The sequence below is a fragment of the Hymenobacter canadensis genome, from assembly GCF_027359925.1.
Taxonomy (GTDB): domain Bacteria; phylum Bacteroidota; class Bacteroidia; order Cytophagales; family Hymenobacteraceae; genus Hymenobacter; species Hymenobacter canadensis.
The window spans coordinates 2,354,819-2,371,088 of sequence record NZ_CP114767.1 but is presented as its reverse complement, the minus strand read 5'-3'; the positions used below and the strand labels follow the sequence as shown (position 1 = coordinate 2,371,088).

The window sequence follows — 16,270 nt, the reverse complement described above, 5'->3', positions numbered from 1 at the left end:
AGGTAAAGATACACGCTGGCCCGGCGCGGTGCTGCAGAAGTTCGCGCTATAGCTGCGCCAACGCCTCCGCGACGGTGTGCACCGGCCGCTGGCAGGCGTGGTTGTAGCAGACGTAGAGCGTGGTGCGCCCCTGCAGGGCCGTGCGGCCCTCCAGCAGCGGCAATGATGAGCCAACCTCAGTAGCGCCGGCCACCACCACGTTGGGCAAAAAGTGCCGGCCCAGCTCCTGCCGGTACACCTCCACCTCGGGCCCGACGATGGTAACTTCGGCGGTGGGGCGGAGCAGTGAGGTGTACAGGGCGGCCCAGTTTGCGGTGGCCTGGGGCTGCTGCGCCACCAGCGCCTGCACGCGGCGCAGCATGGCGGCGGCTAGCTCGGCGTAGCGCATATTGCCGAGGTGCAGCCCCAGCCGGTGCAGGTTGTGCGCCATCACGGAGTTGGAAGAAGGCAGGACGTTGTCGAGTAGTTCCTTTTTGCGGGCTATCAGCTGCTCACTGGTGTCGTCGGTGTAGAAAAACAGGTCTTCGGCGGCATCGAAAAAATGCGTGAGCGTGTACTGGGCCAGCTGGTCGGCTTCACGCAGCCAGTTCTCCTGGAAGGTAGCTTCGTAGAGGCTGATGTAGGCTTGAATCAGGAAAGCATAGTCGTCGAGGAAGCCGCCGATGGTGGCACGGCCCTGCTGGTAGCTACGCCAAACGCCCGGGCCCCGCCGCAGGTTGGCTTGCAGAAAATGGGCATTGCGCACCGCCAGCGTCAGAAACTCCGGCTCCGCAAAGGCCCGGTAGGCATCGAGAAGCCCTTGCAGCAGCAGCGCGTTCCAGCTGGTCAGGATTTTGTCGTCGAGGGCGGGGCGGGGGCGAAGGTCGCGGGCCGCCAGCAGTTTCTGCTTCCAGCCCTGCACCAGCCCCGCCAGCACGGCCGGCTGCAGCTGATGGGCTTCGGCAAAGGCCTCCGGGGTCTGGTGGCGGTGCAGAATGTTGCGGCCATGCTCCCAGTTGCCAGTTGCCGTGCAGTTGTAGTAGGCCGAGGCCAGCGGCTGCTCATCACCCAGAATGTCCTGCAGCTCCTGCTGGGTGAAAACGTAGAACCGCCCTTCCTCGCCCTCGCTATCTGCATCCAGCGAGGCGTAGAAGCCGCCCTCGGGGCTGGTCAGCTCCCGCTGCACGAAGGCCACCGTATCGTACACCACTTCCCGCAGCAACTCGTCGGGCTGGAGCTGGTAGGCTTCGGCGTACAGGCTCAGCAGCTGCCCGTTGTCGTAAAGCATCTTCTCGAAATGGGGGGCCAGCCAGTCTTCGTCCACCGAATAGCGGGCAAAGCCGCCCCCAATCTGGTCGTAGAGGCCGCCCCAGGCCATGTGCCGCACGGTGCGCATGGCCTGGGCCAGCAGCGCCGTGCCGGGAGCAATCTGGCTGGCCCGCAGTAGCAAGCGCCAGATGCCGGGCATTGGAAATTTGGGCGCTCCGCTCATACCTCCTTTGTCCAAATCGAATCGGGCTGACAGGTTCCGCAACGATTCCGCCAGCTCCTCCTCCGACAGACCTTCAGCGGAAGGGGCAAGGCGGTATTTGTGTAGCTCGCTCATCTGCAGCGCCTGCGCGAACTGCTCGGCAGAAGCCTCCAGCTCCTGGCGGTTTTCGTTCTGGTACGCTTCGCCGATGCTGGTGAGCAGCTCTGTCCAGCTGGTAGGAGGGAAGTAGGTGCCGCCGTAAAACGGCTTGGCATCCGGGGTCAGAAACACGTTCAGCGGCCAGCCGCCCTGCACCCCCATGGCATGCAGGGCCTCCATGTACACCTGGTCCACATCGGGGCGCTCTTCCCGGTCTACTTTGATGCACACGAAGTGCGCGTTCATCACGGCCGCTACCTGCGGGTTCTCAAACGACTCCCGTTCCATGACGTGGCACCAGTGGCAGGCGGCGTACCCAATGCTCACCACAATGGGCTTCTGCTCGGCGCGGGCCCGTTGCAGCGCCTCCTCGCCCCACGGATACCAGTCTACCGGGTTGTGCGCGTGCTGGAGCAGGTAGGGGCTGGTTTGCTGAGCTAAACGATTGGGCGCGGCAGCTGACGACATGAGCAGACAGGAGGGTGAAAAAACAAAACCCGGCCGCTGAGGGCCGGGTTTCGAATAAGGAAGGATTATGCGTTTTCCGGCGGATTATCCGGCTTCGCGGGCTTTTTGCGCGCCGGCCGGGCCGATTTGCTGGCCGCTGCCGGTTTTTCTGGGGTGGCAGCTTTTTTGGCCGGCGCGGCTTTCTTAACGGCCGGCTCCTTTTTAGCTGACGGCTGCTTGGGCGCCGGCTTACGAGCTGCTTTAGGTGCCTGAGGCGCCGGAGCCTCGGGCGCGGCAACTGTTGCCGGCATTACTATAGGTGCCTCTGGTACAGCCGAAGCTGGTTTAGCCTTGCGCGGAGTCCGCGCCGCGGCTGGCTTGGCTGCCACAGGCGCTACTGCTGCAGGAGCCGCAACTGGCGTTTCCGGAGCCACGACTGCTACAGGAGCATCCGGCACTGCTACAGCCTCAGCGGCCGGCGCAGCAGCCGGAATAGTAGCCTTTGGTTTACGGGCCGGAGCCCGACGTGCTTTGGCTACCGGCGCTTTTGCCGGTGCTACGGCACTGCTATTTTCCTGCGCTGGTGCTGGTGTATTCTCCGTTTCCGGCACTGCAGGCGTAGTGGCCGGGACTATAACTGCCGCAGCAGTTGGCGCAGATTGTACCGCAGGAGCCGCGGGGCGTGCGCTAAGCGTGGCCTTGCCCGATTCTGTCAGGCGCCCGGAGGCACCGGTGCCTACCGTTATCGGAATGGCTGGCGCAGCCTTAGGAGCAGGTTCAGGAACAGTGGTTGGCTCAGTGGATTGCTGCTGGCTGGCTGGAGCGGCCTCATCGGCATACAAAGGCTTGTGGCGCGGGTTAGCGCGGTGCGGCTTCCGCAAAGCGTCGGCGCGCTTCTCGCTGGCCGAGCGACCCGTGCGGGCCAAGCGCTGCGTTTCATCAGCTTCTGCCGGCTCCTGACCGGCAACGGGCGCTGCGGTTTGGGGCGTATCGGTAGCAGGCTCCTCCTGGCTTACTGCAGCAACCACAGGCGTAGGCTCAGTGGTTGCGGGTTGATGCTCTGGTTTGGTAGCAGGCAGCAAGTCAGCCGGGGCATCCATAGATACCGTGGCTTCTTCCTGGTCGGTGGACTGCGCGGCGTTCTGGTCCCGGCCTCTGCCGCGGCGCGAGTTGCGCTTACGGCGCTCAAGGGCCGTTTGCGGCGCCATATCCGGGTCGGCCAGAATGGCTACTGCGGGCGCAGCGGGAAGCGGGGTAGGGGCAGCTGGCTGGTCGGTGGCAGCAGGGAGGGTACCATCTTCGGCGGCAGCGGCAAGTTCAGCCGCCAGACGGGCCGCGTGCTTCTTTTTGTTGCGTTTGGCTCCGCCGCGGCTCCGGCGCTTTTTCTTGGGCGCAAGGGCATCCAGCACCTCGGCCGCATCAGATTCGGCTGTGGCGTCGTCGTTGCTGTCCTCCTCGTCCTCGTCGTCTTCGTCAGCAGGTTCCGCCGAAACTGGCTCGTCATCACCCCGAACGGACTCGAACTCCTCAAACTCTTCCACTTCCTCCACTTCTTCAACCTCCGCCGGGGCTGGGGCAGTGGATTTGGCTGGGGCAGGCGCCGAATATGCGCCAATGTCAATCCGCTCCTCGCCATCGTCTTCCAGTTCCGGCGCGGGTTTCGCCACGGGCAGCGGCAGGTTCTGCAGCTGATGACGGACTTCCAGCAGCTCCATCCGAACATCGGTCTGGCTGGCAAGCCGCTCCAGCTTGGCCAGCGTGCTTTCCAGGAACTGGCGATGCTCCGGCGCAGCGGCGTATAGTGGGCGGTGGCTCAGGGCTTGGCGCACAGCTTCCCAGTCTTTGCGGAAACGGCCGAAGCCAGCATCAAAATACGTGCGGGCAAACCGCTCCCAGATGTAGTCTTCGGCTACCTTCGACGGGTGCAGCATATCTTCCGCGTAGAAACGGTAGTCGCGCAAATCGTCCAGCAGCAGCTCGTAGGCCGGGAAGTAGGAAACGTCGGGCAGCAGCTCACTCAGGTAGTGGCAGGCCACCCGCAGCACCGACTTGCTCACGGCATTCAGCGGCAAAGTGTCCTTGGCGTGGCGCACCGGGCTTACCGTGAGCACAAAGCGTAGCTTGGGATTATGCAGCCGCAGATACGCGTGCGTTTCGGCAACGGCATTGATGATTTCGTCCGGCGTCAGCAGCTCTTTCTCGAACTTCTCGGCCGGCAGCTTATGGCAGTTGTTTACCAGCTCGCCGGTTTCCTTGTAGCGGTACACCCACGCCGAGCCCATCGTCAGCACTACCACGTCGGCGGTGGCCACGAACACGCCCGTATCGCGCAGGAGCTGCTGCGTCTGCTGCAGCAGGTCCACCGGCGACTCGGCGCCGAACGTAGCGTGCAGGTCGAGGCTCTGCCAGCGGCCCCGGGCTTCCACCAGATGCTGCTGCCAGTCCTGGTCTTCGCCGGCGGCAGCGCGTAGCAGGCGGCAGGCGGCCAGCGGGTTGAATACAGTGCCGAACGGGTTGGCAAGCGTAGCTACCTTGTCGGCAGCCAGGCGCGAGCCGATGCTGTCGGAGAAGCAGGAGCCTATAGTCAGCACGCGCGCGGAGAGCGGCAGCTGCTGTGGGTGCGGAGTAAGCGGTAATTCAGTGCGAAACATTCCTAGAAGATACGGCCAAAACAGGCCAACGGATGGGCAACCTACTCAACATCGTGCGTTCAAGCAAACACGCTGCTACCGGAGCCGTGTTTCTGGCGGGAAAGCAAGGAGGGAAAAAGCAGGTAAAAAAAAGGCCCGACTGTGCAAACAGTCGGGCCTTTCCTCAAGAGAAGGAGCTTATTCAGCTACCACGTTGAAACGCACTTTGTGCTTCACTTCGCGGTGCAGATCCACCGTAGCGGTGTACTCGCCTACCGAGCCGGGCTCCTGGTCGAAGGAGAGACGCTTGCGCTCTACATCGATACCTTTTGCCTTCAGGGCATCGGCCAGCTGCAGCGTGGTTACGCGGCCGAAGATTTTGCCGCTCTCACCCACTTTTGCCGGAATGTCCAGTACTACGTCACCGATTTTGTCGGCAATAGCCTGAGCGTCGCCTTTCACTTTGTCGGCTTTGTGAGCAGCCTGACGGATGTTTTCAGCAACGATTTTCTTGTTGGTCTTGTCAGCCAGGATGGCCAGACCCTGCGGGAGCAGGTAGTTGCGACCGAAACCGGGCTTCACCGTTACGGTGTCGTTCTTGTAGCCCAGGCCCTTTACGTCGTCTTTCAGAATTACTTCCATGTCTGTGTCTAGTATTGAGTAGTGAGTAGTAAGTATTGAGTAAGAACCCTGCTGAAAAGCAACTGTCTCACTACTCAATACCAACTACTCAATACTAAATTATCTATTTCAACGAGTCGGTTACGTAAGGCATCAGCGCGAGGTGGCGGGCCTTGGCCACAGCCTGAGCTACTTTGCGCTGGAACTTCAGGCTGGTGCCCGTGATACGGCGGGGCAGAATGCGGCCCTGCTCGTTCACAAACTTCAGCAGGAAGTTCGGATCCTTGTAATCAACATACTTGATGCCGTTTTTCTTGAAGCGGCAGTACTTCTTGCGGGTATCCTGCTTGTGGATACGTTCGTTGGCGAGACTCATCTTCTTGGGCTGACTAGGCAAGGGCTTCGGACGGTTTAGCTTTCTGCTGATTCATTTCGCCCTTACGACGACGCTCGGCGTAGGCTACTGCGTTTTTGTCCATCACCGTGGTCAGGAAGCGGATGATCCGCTCGTCACGACGGAACGCGAGTTCCAGCGTGTCCACAATGTTGCCCGAGCCAGTGAACTCCACAAGGAAGTAATAGCCAGTGTTTTTCTTCTGAATTGGGTACGCCAGTTTCTTGAGGCCCCAAGCTTCAGTGTTGATGATGTCGGCGCTATTTTCCTTAAGCACCTGCGAGAACTTCTCGACCGTCTCTTGCACTTGGCTCTCGTTTAGAACGGGAGTCAAAATGAAGACCGTCTCGTAATTTCTTACTTCCATTACGACGGGGTGAAATTATGATGTGAAAAAAATCAATGAGCCGGCAAAGATACGCTTTTTATCCTATCGTACACACTGCCCTTTTAGAATCTTGTATCCATGCGGCTGGCATTTAACGGCTTGTTTATCAACAAGCAAACCTTATCGGCAAACAGTAGTTAACCAAAGCAGAGAGGGAAGGTGCTGAGTAGTAGGGCTGCATCTGCTATATACTACGGTGCAACCTGCCCTTTTAGAATGCTTCCAGACAAACTTCACAGGGCGAAAATTAGCCCGAATGGGTTTGTTCTCTGGGTTTCCCGACCTACATTTGTGGCCTTGAAGCACCCCCCGCGTTTCTTTTTTCCAGTTGATTTGTGCTATGAATAGCATCCGACTTCGTCCCCTTTCCCGCCTCTTTCTCGCTCTTTTCCTGACGTTTGCTGCCGTAGGTAACTCTTCGGCGCAGGATGTTGGGTCGGCCCCGGCCGTGAGCAAAGAAGGCGTGGTCCCCGGCGCTACGGCTGCCGCCACTCCCGCTACGGCGGCTGCTCCCGCTGCTGGCGGTGGCGACGCCGCAGCCATTGCTGCCGGCGACGCTCTCTTTAAAGGCAACTGCGCCCAGTGCCACGCCATCAACGACGTAGTAGTTGGTCCTGCTCTGGCCGGTATCACCAAGCGCCGCCCGGTATCCTGGTTGATTCCGTGGATCAAGAACTCCAGCAAAGTAGTAGCCAGCGGCGATGAGTACGCCGTGAAAATCTACAACCAGTACCAGAAGCAGCAGATGCCCAGCTTCCAGCTGAGCGACACCGAAATCACCTCGATTCTGGCGTATGTAACGGCCGAAGAAGGTAAATCTGCTGGCGCTCCCGGTGCTGCTACCAACATCAAGCCTGGCGATGGTACCGAAACGCCTGGTGCAGCCACTGCTGAAGCCGATGGTGGTAAGTACATGGACGTCCTGCTTATCGTACTGGTAGTGGTGCTGATTGTGCTGGTGGTAACGCTGGTTATCATTGCCAACATCATGAAAGATGTGCTCCGCGGCCGCAAAGACCTTGATGGTCGCGACGTGGAAGTGCTGGATCAGCGCACCGACTGGAGCAAGCTCTACAAGTCGCCGGTGTTGCGTGGCATTGCTGGTGTGGTGTTCGTGCTGGCTATTCTCTACACCTCGGTACAAGGTGCCATGGGTGTGGGCTTGACCCAGGGTTATCAGCCAACGCAGCCAATTGCTTTCTCGCACAAGCTGCACGCCGGTGAAAACCAGATCAACTGCGCCTACTGCCACACTTCGGTATATAAGAGCAAGTCGGCTAACATTCCTTCGGCCAACATATGCATGAACTGCCACTCGCAGATCAAAACGGAGTCGGCGGAAATCAAGAAGATCTACCGCGCCATTGAGAAGAAGCAGCCAATCCAGTGGGTGCGCGTGCACAACCTGCCCGACCTGGCTTACTTCAACCACTCGCAGCACACGCAGGTGGGCGGTATCGAGTGCCAGACTTGCCACGGTCCTATCCAGAACATGGAAGTAGTGTACCAGTATTCGGCCCTGACCATGGGCTGGTGCATCAACTGCCACCGCGAAACTCCGCTCAACACGAAGGGCAACGGCTACTACAACAACCTGGTGAAGCTGCACGACAGCGCCAATGGTGCCGCTCCTTTCACGGTATCGTCGAACGGCGGTACGGAGTGCTCGAAGTGCCACTACTAATCGCCTGACTGAATCCTGCGCCGCCGGAATGATTATCTTCCCGGCAGTGCAGGATTCTCCGCCGAAACGCCCTTAAAAAAAGCCTTCAACTTGCCGGCGGCGCCGACCCAGAAAATCCGGCCCTCGCCCGCAAGACCCTAAGTCCCCATAACAAATGCAAGAGTCGCCCAAGTACTGGAAGGGAATTGAGGAACTGGAGAACTCACCGGAGTTCATGAAGAATGCACTCACCGAGTTTGCAGACTTCCTGCCGGTGAAGGAAACCTATGGCTCTTCCGACGCTACGGTTGCCCCGCGCCGCGACTTCCTCAAGCTCATGGGCTTCGGCCTGGCCGCCGCTACCCTCGCCAGCTGCGAAACCCCGATCAAAAAGGCTATTCCGTACCTGAATAAGCCGGAAGAAGTAGATCCAGGCATTGCCAACTTCTACGCTTCCACCTATTTCACGGGACAGGACTACAACAGCGTATTGGTGAAGACCCGCGAGGGTCGTCCGATCAAGCTGGAAGGCAACCCTGAGTCGCCGATTACGCGTGGTGGCCTGTCGGCCCGTGCGCAGGCTTCGGTACTAAGCCTCTACGACGGTGCTCGTCTGCAGCATTTCGCTATCAAAGGCGCGAAGAAGGACAAGGACCAGGTTGACCAGGAAATCCGCACGGCCCTGGCTGCCGGCGGCCGCGTGGCCATCGTGTCGCCGACCATCATCAGCCCCAGCACCAAAAAAGTTATTGCTGAATTCGCGACCCGCTACGCTGGCACCGAGCACGTCATGTACGACGTGAATTCGGCCTCGGGTCTGCTCCGTGCCAATGGCGGTGTGCTGCCCAGCTACGACTTCAGCAAAGCCGATATCATCGTGAGCCTGGGTGCCGACTTCCTCGGTACCTGGATTTCGCCAGTAGAACATGCCCGCCAGTACGTGGCCAACCGCAAGGTTAGCTCCGAGAAGCGCGCCATGTCGCGCCACTACCAGTTCGAAAGCGCCCTTACCCTGACCGGCTCCAACGCCGATGTACGGGTGCCGGTGAAGCCTTCGGAAATGGGCACAACGGCTGTGGCTCTCTACAACGGTATTGCGGGCGGTGCTGCTGCCGGCAGCCTTCAGCTGAAGAAAGCAGTTGCCGATTTGAAAGCAGCCGGAAGCCGTGGTCTGGTAGTATCGGGTTCCAATGACCCGGCTGTGCAGTCCCTCGTTACGGCTATCAACCAGAGCCTCGGCAGTGCTGCCGTCGACGTGGCCGCGCCATCGATGGTGCGCCAGGGCGACGACGCTCGCATGGAACGCCTTGTTAAGGACATCATCGGCGGCCAAGTTGCCACGGTGATTTTCTACCATGCCAACCCCGTGTTCGACCACCCGATGGGTGCTCAGCTGGCAGAAGCGCTGAAAGGTGGTAAAGTGAAAACCACCATTTCACTGAATGACCGTCTCGACGAAACGGGCAGCCTGTGCACTTATGCTGCTCCCGACCACCACTGGATGGAGTCATGGAATGACTACGAGCCGAAGCGTGGCTACCTGAGCCTGGCTCAGCCTGTGATTTCGCCGCTGTTCGCTACCCGCCAGGCGCAGGATTCGTTCCTGATCTGGGCCGGCAACCCAACCAGCTACTATAACTACCTGCGGGCTCAGTGGCAAACGCTACTCGGGGCCGACGCTAAAGCCTGGGATAAGGCCGTACACGACGGCGTGGCTATGGGCTCGGCCCTGGCTGCTCCGGCTGCACAAGGTGTTGCCATGGGTGCCGCTGAAGCCATCAGCGCCATCAACTCGGCTCCCAAGTCTACAGGCACGGAGCTCTGCATCTACGAAAAGATAGGTGTGGGTAACGGTTCGGAAGGCAACAACCCCTGGTTGCAGGAACTGCCTGACCCGGTATCGAAAGCTACTTGGGGCAACTACGTGGCCGTGCCGCGCAAAATGGCCGAAGAAAAAGGCTGGGCCCAGGGCGACGTGCTCAAAGTAACTGCCAATGGCAAGTCCATTGAGCTGCCCGTGCTGATTCAGCCCGGCCAGGCAGCTGGTTCGGTTGCCATTGCCCTCGGCTACGGCCGCACCAAGGCGGGTAAAGTAGGCGACAAAGTAGGGGAGAATGTGCTGCCCTTCGCGGTGATGCGCAACGGTGCCATTCAGTATGCCAACTCGGTGACGCTGGAAAAAACCGGTGCTACCTCGCCCATCGCCCAAACCCAGACCCACCACACCATCATGGACCGCAAGCCGGTGGTGCAGGAGTCGACGCTGGCTCAGTACATCAAGAACCCAAAAGAGGTAACGGAGTACGAAATGCTCACGACGCCGGAAGGCAAGGTGAAACCCAACAAGGTTTCGCTGTGGCAGGACTACGAATACAAAAACCACCATTGGGGCATGGCCATCGACCTCAACTCGTGCATCGGCTGCGGCTCGTGCGTGGTGGGATGCCAGGCTGAGAACAACGTAGCTGTAGTAGGCAAGCAGGAGGTTATCAACCGCCGCGAGATGCACTGGATGCGCATCGACCGCTACTACAGCTCCGACGCCACCAAGGAGGACTTCGAAACCAAAGGCAAGCTGGCTACCTACGCCGCCATGGAAGACCCATCCGAGAACCCCTCGGTTATCTTCCAGCCGATGATGTGCCAGCACTGCAACCACGCTCCGTGCGAAACGGTGTGCCCCGTACTGGCTACTACCCACAGCTCGGAAGGTCTCAACCAGATGACCTACAACCGTTGCGTAGGTACCCGCTATTGCGCCAACAACTGCCCTTACAAGGTTCGTCGCTTTAACTGGTTCTCGTACTACTCCAATGAGAAGTTCGAAGCCGTTAACGGCCACATGTTCACCGACCTCGGCCGTATGGTGCTGAACCCGGACGTAACGGTGCGTGCCCGTGGTGTAATGGAGAAATGCTCGCTCTGCGTGCAGCGCATCCAGCTCGGCAAACTCGAAGCCAAGAAAGAAAAGCGTCGTCCGAAGGATGGCGAGATTGTTTCGGCTTGCGCCCAGTCCTGCCCAACGCAGGCAATCGTATTCGGTGATATGCGTGACCCCGAGTCGCGTCTGTCGAAGTTGCTGCGCCGCGAAGATGGGGAGCGTGCCTTCCACGTGCTCGATGCCATCAACGTGCAGCCGAACATTGCCTACCTGACGAAAATCCGCAACACGGAAGAAGTTCGCAACGCATAAATCAGTAATTGGGGGCTTGGGAGCTTGGGGTGTTGGTTTTCAACCAGATGCCACTGCCACAAGAAGCTGAGTCCCTGAGTTCCCAAGACCCAAAATTCTAAAACTATGCAGCACGTATCGCCTGTACGGGAGCCGCTCGTAACCGGGGGGAAAACGTACCACGACGTCACCCAGGACGTGTGCCGCCAGGTAGAAGCCGCTCCCAACGTCCGTTGGATGGCCGCCCTGGCCGTGGCTCTCTTCTTCCTCGGCATCTTCTTCTATTCCGTGTACCGCACGCTGTGGTACGGCATCGGTGAATGGGGCCTGAACAAAACCGTTGGCTGGGCCTGGGACATCACCAACTTCGTGTGGTGGGTAGGTATCGGCCACGCTGGTACGCTGATTTCGGCGGTTCTACTGCTGTTCCGTCAGAAGTGGCGGACCTCCATCAATCGCGCTGCTGAAGCCATGACCATCTTCGCAGTAATCTGCGCGGCCATGTTCCCGGTACTGCACATGGGTCGTCCTTGGCTGGCATTCTATGTGTTCCCGCTGCAGAACACGCTGGGCTCGCTGTGGGTGAACTTCAACTCCCCACTCCTCTGGGACGTGTTTGCCATCTCGACTTACTTCACGGTGTCGCTGGTGTTCTGGTACACGGGTCTGGTTCCTGACTTTGCCACCATCCGTGACCGGGCTAAAGGCCCGATTGCCAAAGTAGCTTACTCGCTGCTGAGCATGGGCTGGAAAGGCTCGGCCAAGCATTGGAGCCGCTACGAAACGGTTTCGCTGATTCTGGCGGGTGTTTCGACGCCACTGGTACTCTCGGTACACACTATCGTATCGATGGACTTTGCTACCTCGGTTGTACCGGGCTGGCACACCACCATCTTCCCGCCCTACTTCGTGGCCGGTGCTATCTTCTCGGGTTTCGCCATGGTACTGACGCTGATGCTCATTACCCGCGTGGTGTTCAAACTGGAAGACTACATTACCATCGAACACATTGCCCTCATGAACAAAATCATGATGGTAACGGGCTCGATCGTAGGGGTGGCGTATATCACAGAGTTCTTTATTGCCTGGTACTCGGGAGTTGAGTTCGAGCAGTACGCCTTCATCAACCGCGCAACCGGTCCTTACTGGTGGGCTTACTGGTCGATGATGACCTGCAACGTAATTACGCCTCAGTTGGTGTGGTTCCGTCGGGTGCGCTACAGCATCCCACTGACCTTTGTGCTGTCGATCATCGTGAACATCGGTATGTGGTTCGAGCGTTTCGTGATTATCGTAACCTCGCTGCACCGCGACTACCTGCCGTCGAGCTGGGTTATGTTCTCGCCAAGCATCATCGACATCGGTATCTATGTTGGTACGCTGGGCCTGTTCTTCACGCTGTTCCTGCTGTTTGCCAAGTTCTTCCCGGTAATCAACATGGCAGAAGTGAAGTCGGTACTGAAGTACACGGTCGATAACGGCCCAACGTACACCGGCCACGACCCGCATCACCACGCAGTTCAACAACCCGCCACCCACGGCGTGCCGGCTTCGGCTCCCATAAACTACGATAAGCATGACTAAGCGCTTCGCCCTCGGCATCTTCGAAGACGAGGACGTGCTGCTGCACGCCGTTGAAAACGTCCGCGAAGCGGGCGTTAAAATCTACGAAGTCTTCACCCCGTTCCCAATCCACGGCATCGACGATGCCCTCGGCATCGAACGTTCGCGGCTGCCCATCGCCGCTTTCTTCTACGGTCTGGTTGGTCTGTGCTTCGCCCTGTGGCTACAGATCTACACGCTCGGTTTCGACTGGCCGATGATCATCGGTGGTAAGCCGCACATCGCGCTGCCAGCTTTCATCCCGGTATCCTTCGAATTGACGGTATTCTTCTGCTGCCACGGCATGGTGATTACCTTCTATACTATCAGCAAGCTGTATCCCCGCTGGAAGACGCCCGTTCTGGACGTACGCTCCACCGACGACAAGTTTGTGATGGCTATCGAGCTGAACGAGAAGACCGACCTGAACCATCTGACGCAGCTGCTGCGCGCCAACGGCGCCTCAGAGGTGAACGAAAAAGAAATGACCAAATTCTAATGACGCATTCGCTGAAACTAGGTCTGCAAGCGTCGGCAATCCTGTTTGCCTCGGTGCTGACCACCGGCTGCAACCGCGCCGATGATCCTGGCATTGAGTACGCCCCGGAGATGTACGAATCTATTCCGTACGACCCCTTGCGTCAGGTGAGTGCCAATACAATAAACCCTATGGGTATCAACGAGCGCACCCCCGTGGTGGGCACCGTGGCCCGTGGCAAAGCAGAGTACTACTCGCACATCGCTAAAGATGATGTGGCTACCGCCGAAACCAAGCTGCGCAATCCATACTCCTACACCAAGGAGAACTTGGAGGAAGGCAAGTCGCTGTACGTGCGCAACTGCCAGCACTGCCACGGTGAGCAGGGCGACGGCCAGGGTCCGGTAGGCATCAAGTTCAAAGGTGTACCGAACTACTCGGCCGGCGCTTACAAAACCATGAACGACGGGCACATCTACCACGTCATTCAGTGGGGGCGCAACCGCATGATGCCACATGGCTCGCAGGTAAACCCTGAGGAGCGTTGGAAAATCGCCATGTACGTTCGCGCACTGCAATTGGGCAAAGGCGCTGATGGTGTGGCCGACCTGCTCAAAGCCAACGGCGCTTCGGCTGCCGGTGTAGCTGCTGCAGATTCTTCGCAGACCACTGACACGCAAACGCAGGCGCCCGTTCAGGAAGCGCAGGCAGACAAAGGTTCGGAAACTCCGGGCCAAGGAGACCAGGCACGTAACGGCACCGCAAACTAATCCACTATGGCAACTCTGACGCAACACGAAGGCGTTACGGCGGAATACCTGGAGATTTCAGCCGGTACTCGCAAGAAATTCATGATGATCATCCTGGCCGGCGTTCTACTGCTGGTAACGGGCCTGATTGTCGCCTACTTCAACATCGGTGCCGAGCACGCTGAAGGTGCCGCTGGGGCCCACGGTGCTGCTGCAGGTCATGCCGGCGGCCACCACGGCAGCCCGCTCTGGCTGAAGCGCCTGATTGTAAGCCTCTGGCACAACAACGTATTCTTCACCGGGGTATCGGTAGTAGGCACGGTGTTCATGGCCATCCAATATGTAGCCTACGCCGGTTGGTCGGTTCTGATCAAGCGGGTGTATGAAGCCCTTAGCGCCTGGGTCATTCCAGGTGGTGTGCTGATGGTTATCATTTTCTGCCTGGGTCTGATTAACAACGACATCTTCCACTGGACGGTGCCGGGTATCATGGAGAAGGGGAGCGAAACGTACGACGCCATCATTGCTGGCAAGTCGGGCTTCCTGAATATGCCCTTCTACCTGTTCCGTATGGTGCTGTTCATTGCCATCTGGGCTTTCTTCACCAAGAAGCTTCGCGACCTGTCGCTGGCCGAAGACCTGAACGGCGGCACGGAGTACTTTCACAAGTGCATTAACGTATCGGCTCTGTTCCTAGTGCTGTTCGCCGTTTCCTCGTCGATTGCAGCCTGGGACTGGGTTATGTCGGTTGACGTACACTGGTTCTCGACCATGTTCGGCTGGTACGTATTCGCCTCGTGGTGGGTATCCGGCATTGCTGCCACCACGCTGTGCACTATTCTGCTGAAAGATGCTGGCTACCTACGCTGGGTGAAGGCAGGCCATCTGCACGATCTGGGCAAGTTCATGTTCGGCTTCAGCATTTTCTGGACTTACGTGTGGTTCTCGCAATTCATGCTGATCTGGTACGCTAACCTTCCTGAAGAGTCGGTGTACTTCAACCAGCGTCTGGGCGGCTTCAACAACCAATACACTTGGCTGTTCTTTTTCAACCTGATTATCAACTTTGCCTTCCCTTTCCTTGTTCTGATGACACGGGACGCGAAGCGCCAGATGATCATGCTGAAGATTGTAACCGTAGCTATTCTGATCGGCCACTGGTTCGACTTCTATTTGATGATCATGCCTGCAACTATGCAGGAGAATAACGGGTTCATCATTGAGTTCGGTGTTGCGCTGGTGTTCTTGGGTAGCTTCTTGCTGCTGATGACCAAGCGGTTGTCGCAGGCTTCGTTGGTGCCGTTGCACCACCCGTTCCTCGACGAGAGCTTGCACCACACCACCTAATCAGACTTGAGTACTGGCAGGGGAGAGGCACAGGCTTTGCCGCTATTCGTCTCTTCACCTCCACTCTCACAAATTTCACCTCTTTCCTTACCTAATGACTGCTCTTGGTATTCTGCTGGTGCTGGTGTTGCTGCTGGTCGTGTTCGGCCTGCTGTTCCGCCTCCAGATTCTGACCTCGATTTTCTCTGGCAGCTCAGCCCGCGAATTTGGGATGAGCAACCGCGTAAATGCGGTGCTGATGATCATCTTTATGGTAGTTGGCGGTGCGGCCTTTGCTTGGTCGTTCGGTGACAACTTTAACAAGATGAATCCGCCGATTGCCTCGGTACATGGCTTGGCTACAGAGCGTATGTTCTGGACCACGATGATCATCATCGGCATTGTATTCGTCCTGACGCAGGTTGCCCTCTTCTACTACTCATACAAGTACCAGCAGAAGGATGGCCGTCGTGCCTACTTCTTCCCCCACAATAACAAGATCGAAATCATTTGGACGGTAATTCCGGCCATTGTGATGGCTGGTCTGGTATTCGCCGGCTGGAAGGAATGGACCCGCATCACCGGTCCCGCTCCCAAGGATTCTGTAGTGCTGGAAGTAATGGGCAAGCAGTTCAACTGGCTTGTGCGTTACCCCGGCCGCGACCTGAAGTTGGGCGTGGTTAACTACCGCCTGATTGATGCTACCAACGAATTTGGTTTCGATCTGACCGATAAGACGGGCTTGGATGACTTTGTTGCCGGTGAGATTCACGTGCCCAAGGGCCACCCGGTGTTGTTGAAGATCCGTTCGCGCGATGTGCTCCACGCTGTATATATGCCGCACTTCCGCGTGCAGATGTATGCAGTCCCCGGTATGCCAACCAAGTTCTGGTTCACGCCTACCAAGACTACCGACGAGATGCGTGCGCAGTTGGGCAACCCCAAGTTCAACTATGAACTGGCCTGCAATCAGATCTGTGGCCGTGGTCACTTCGCCATGAAACTCAACATTGTGGTGGATGAGCCAGACGATTACGTAGCTTGGTTCAGTCAGCAAAAATCTTTTTCGGAGCAAAATCCAGATGTATTGGCTTCTTTCAAACAGAAAGAGGAAAAGCTGGTTGTAAAAGAGGCTGCTGCCGCCGTGACGGTGCCTGCTGCCAACGCTTCACTCTAGTTCAACGCAGTTAA

The 16,270-nt window shown here is 58.1% G+C and carries 12 protein-coding genes; 7 read left to right on the top strand and 5 right to left on the bottom strand.

Translation table 11 applies throughout. The features are described 5' to 3' along the window. Positions 1 to 46: 46 nt before the first annotated feature. The 5 genes from O3303_RS10155 to rpsF all read right to left on the bottom strand — a co-directional run bounded on the left by O3303_RS10155 (position 47) and on the right by rpsF (position 6,068). Entirely contained in the window at positions 47 to 2,077 is a 2,031-nt protein-coding gene (locus tag O3303_RS10155; RefSeq protein WP_269558305.1) for a thioredoxin domain-containing protein, read from the bottom strand. Between the two features lie 65 nt (positions 2,078 to 2,142). Beyond that, on the bottom strand, positions 2,143 to 4,707 hold the full coding sequence (locus O3303_RS10150; protein ID WP_269558304.1) for a GSCFA domain-containing protein: 2,565 nt from the start codon (positions 4,705 to 4,707) through the stop codon (positions 2,143 to 2,145). A 177-nt stretch (positions 4,708 to 4,884) separates the two neighbouring features. Then, positions 4,885 to 5,328 carry a 50S ribosomal protein L9 gene (gene rplI, locus O3303_RS10145; protein ID WP_044016618.1) on the bottom strand — a complete coding sequence of 148 codons (444 nt, stop codon included), beginning with the start codon at positions 5,326 to 5,328 and terminating at the stop codon, positions 4,885 to 4,887. Between the two features lie 103 nt (positions 5,329 to 5,431). Continuing rightward, positions 5,432 to 5,683 carry a 30S ribosomal protein S18 gene (gene rpsR, locus O3303_RS10140; RefSeq protein ID WP_022822548.1) on the bottom strand — a complete coding sequence of 84 codons (252 nt, stop codon included), beginning with the start codon at positions 5,681 to 5,683 and terminating at the stop codon, positions 5,432 to 5,434. 13 nt (positions 5,684 to 5,696) lie between these two features. Then, positions 5,697 to 6,068 (bottom strand): 30S ribosomal protein S6, encoded by a 372-nt coding sequence (gene rpsF / locus O3303_RS10135; protein WP_269558303.1) that lies wholly within the window; start codon positions 6,066 to 6,068, stop codon positions 5,697 to 5,699. A 361-nt stretch (positions 6,069 to 6,429) separates the two neighbouring features. On the opposite strand from rpsF, the gene O3303_RS10130 reads away from it, so the two are divergent. The 7 genes from O3303_RS10130 to O3303_RS10100 all read left to right on the top strand — a co-directional run bounded on the left by O3303_RS10130 (position 6,430) and on the right by O3303_RS10100 (position 16,256). Then, positions 6,430 to 7,773, top strand: a complete 1,344-nt coding sequence (locus O3303_RS10130; protein WP_269558302.1) for a c-type cytochrome — start codon at positions 6,430 to 6,432, stop codon at positions 7,771 to 7,773. 154 nt (positions 7,774 to 7,927) lie between these two features. After that, positions 7,928 to 10,945, top strand: coding sequence for a TAT-variant-translocated molybdopterin oxidoreductase (locus O3303_RS10125; protein WP_269558301.1), 3,018 nt, complete (start codon positions 7,928 to 7,930; stop codon positions 10,943 to 10,945). Positions 10,946 to 11,050: 105 nt separating this feature from the next. Further along, positions 11,051 to 12,508, top strand: a complete 1,458-nt coding sequence (gene nrfD, locus O3303_RS10120; RefSeq protein WP_269558300.1) for an NrfD/PsrC family molybdoenzyme membrane anchor subunit — start codon at positions 11,051 to 11,053, stop codon at positions 12,506 to 12,508. Further along, the gene (locus tag O3303_RS10115) at positions 12,501 to 13,025 is read left to right on the top strand and encodes a DUF3341 domain-containing protein (RefSeq protein WP_044016625.1); all 525 of its coding nucleotides are present in this window, start codon (positions 12,501 to 12,503) and stop codon (positions 13,023 to 13,025) included. The genes nrfD and O3303_RS10115 overlap by 8 nt, the downstream gene beginning before the upstream one ends. Next, entirely contained in the window at positions 13,025 to 13,774 is a 750-nt protein-coding gene (locus O3303_RS10110) for a c-type cytochrome (RefSeq protein ID WP_269558299.1), read from the top strand. Before O3303_RS10115 ends, O3303_RS10110 begins: the two co-directional genes overlap by 1 nt. Positions 13,775 to 13,780: 6 nt before the next feature. After that, positions 13,781 to 15,100, top strand: coding sequence for a quinol:cytochrome C oxidoreductase (locus tag O3303_RS10105; protein WP_269558298.1), 1,320 nt, complete (start codon positions 13,781 to 13,783; stop codon positions 15,098 to 15,100). Between the two features lie 94 nt (positions 15,101 to 15,194). Beyond that, entirely contained in the window at positions 15,195 to 16,256 is a 1,062-nt protein-coding gene (locus tag O3303_RS10100; RefSeq protein WP_269558297.1) for a cytochrome c oxidase subunit II, read from the top strand. The last annotated feature ends 14 nt before the right edge of the window (positions 16,257 to 16,270 follow it).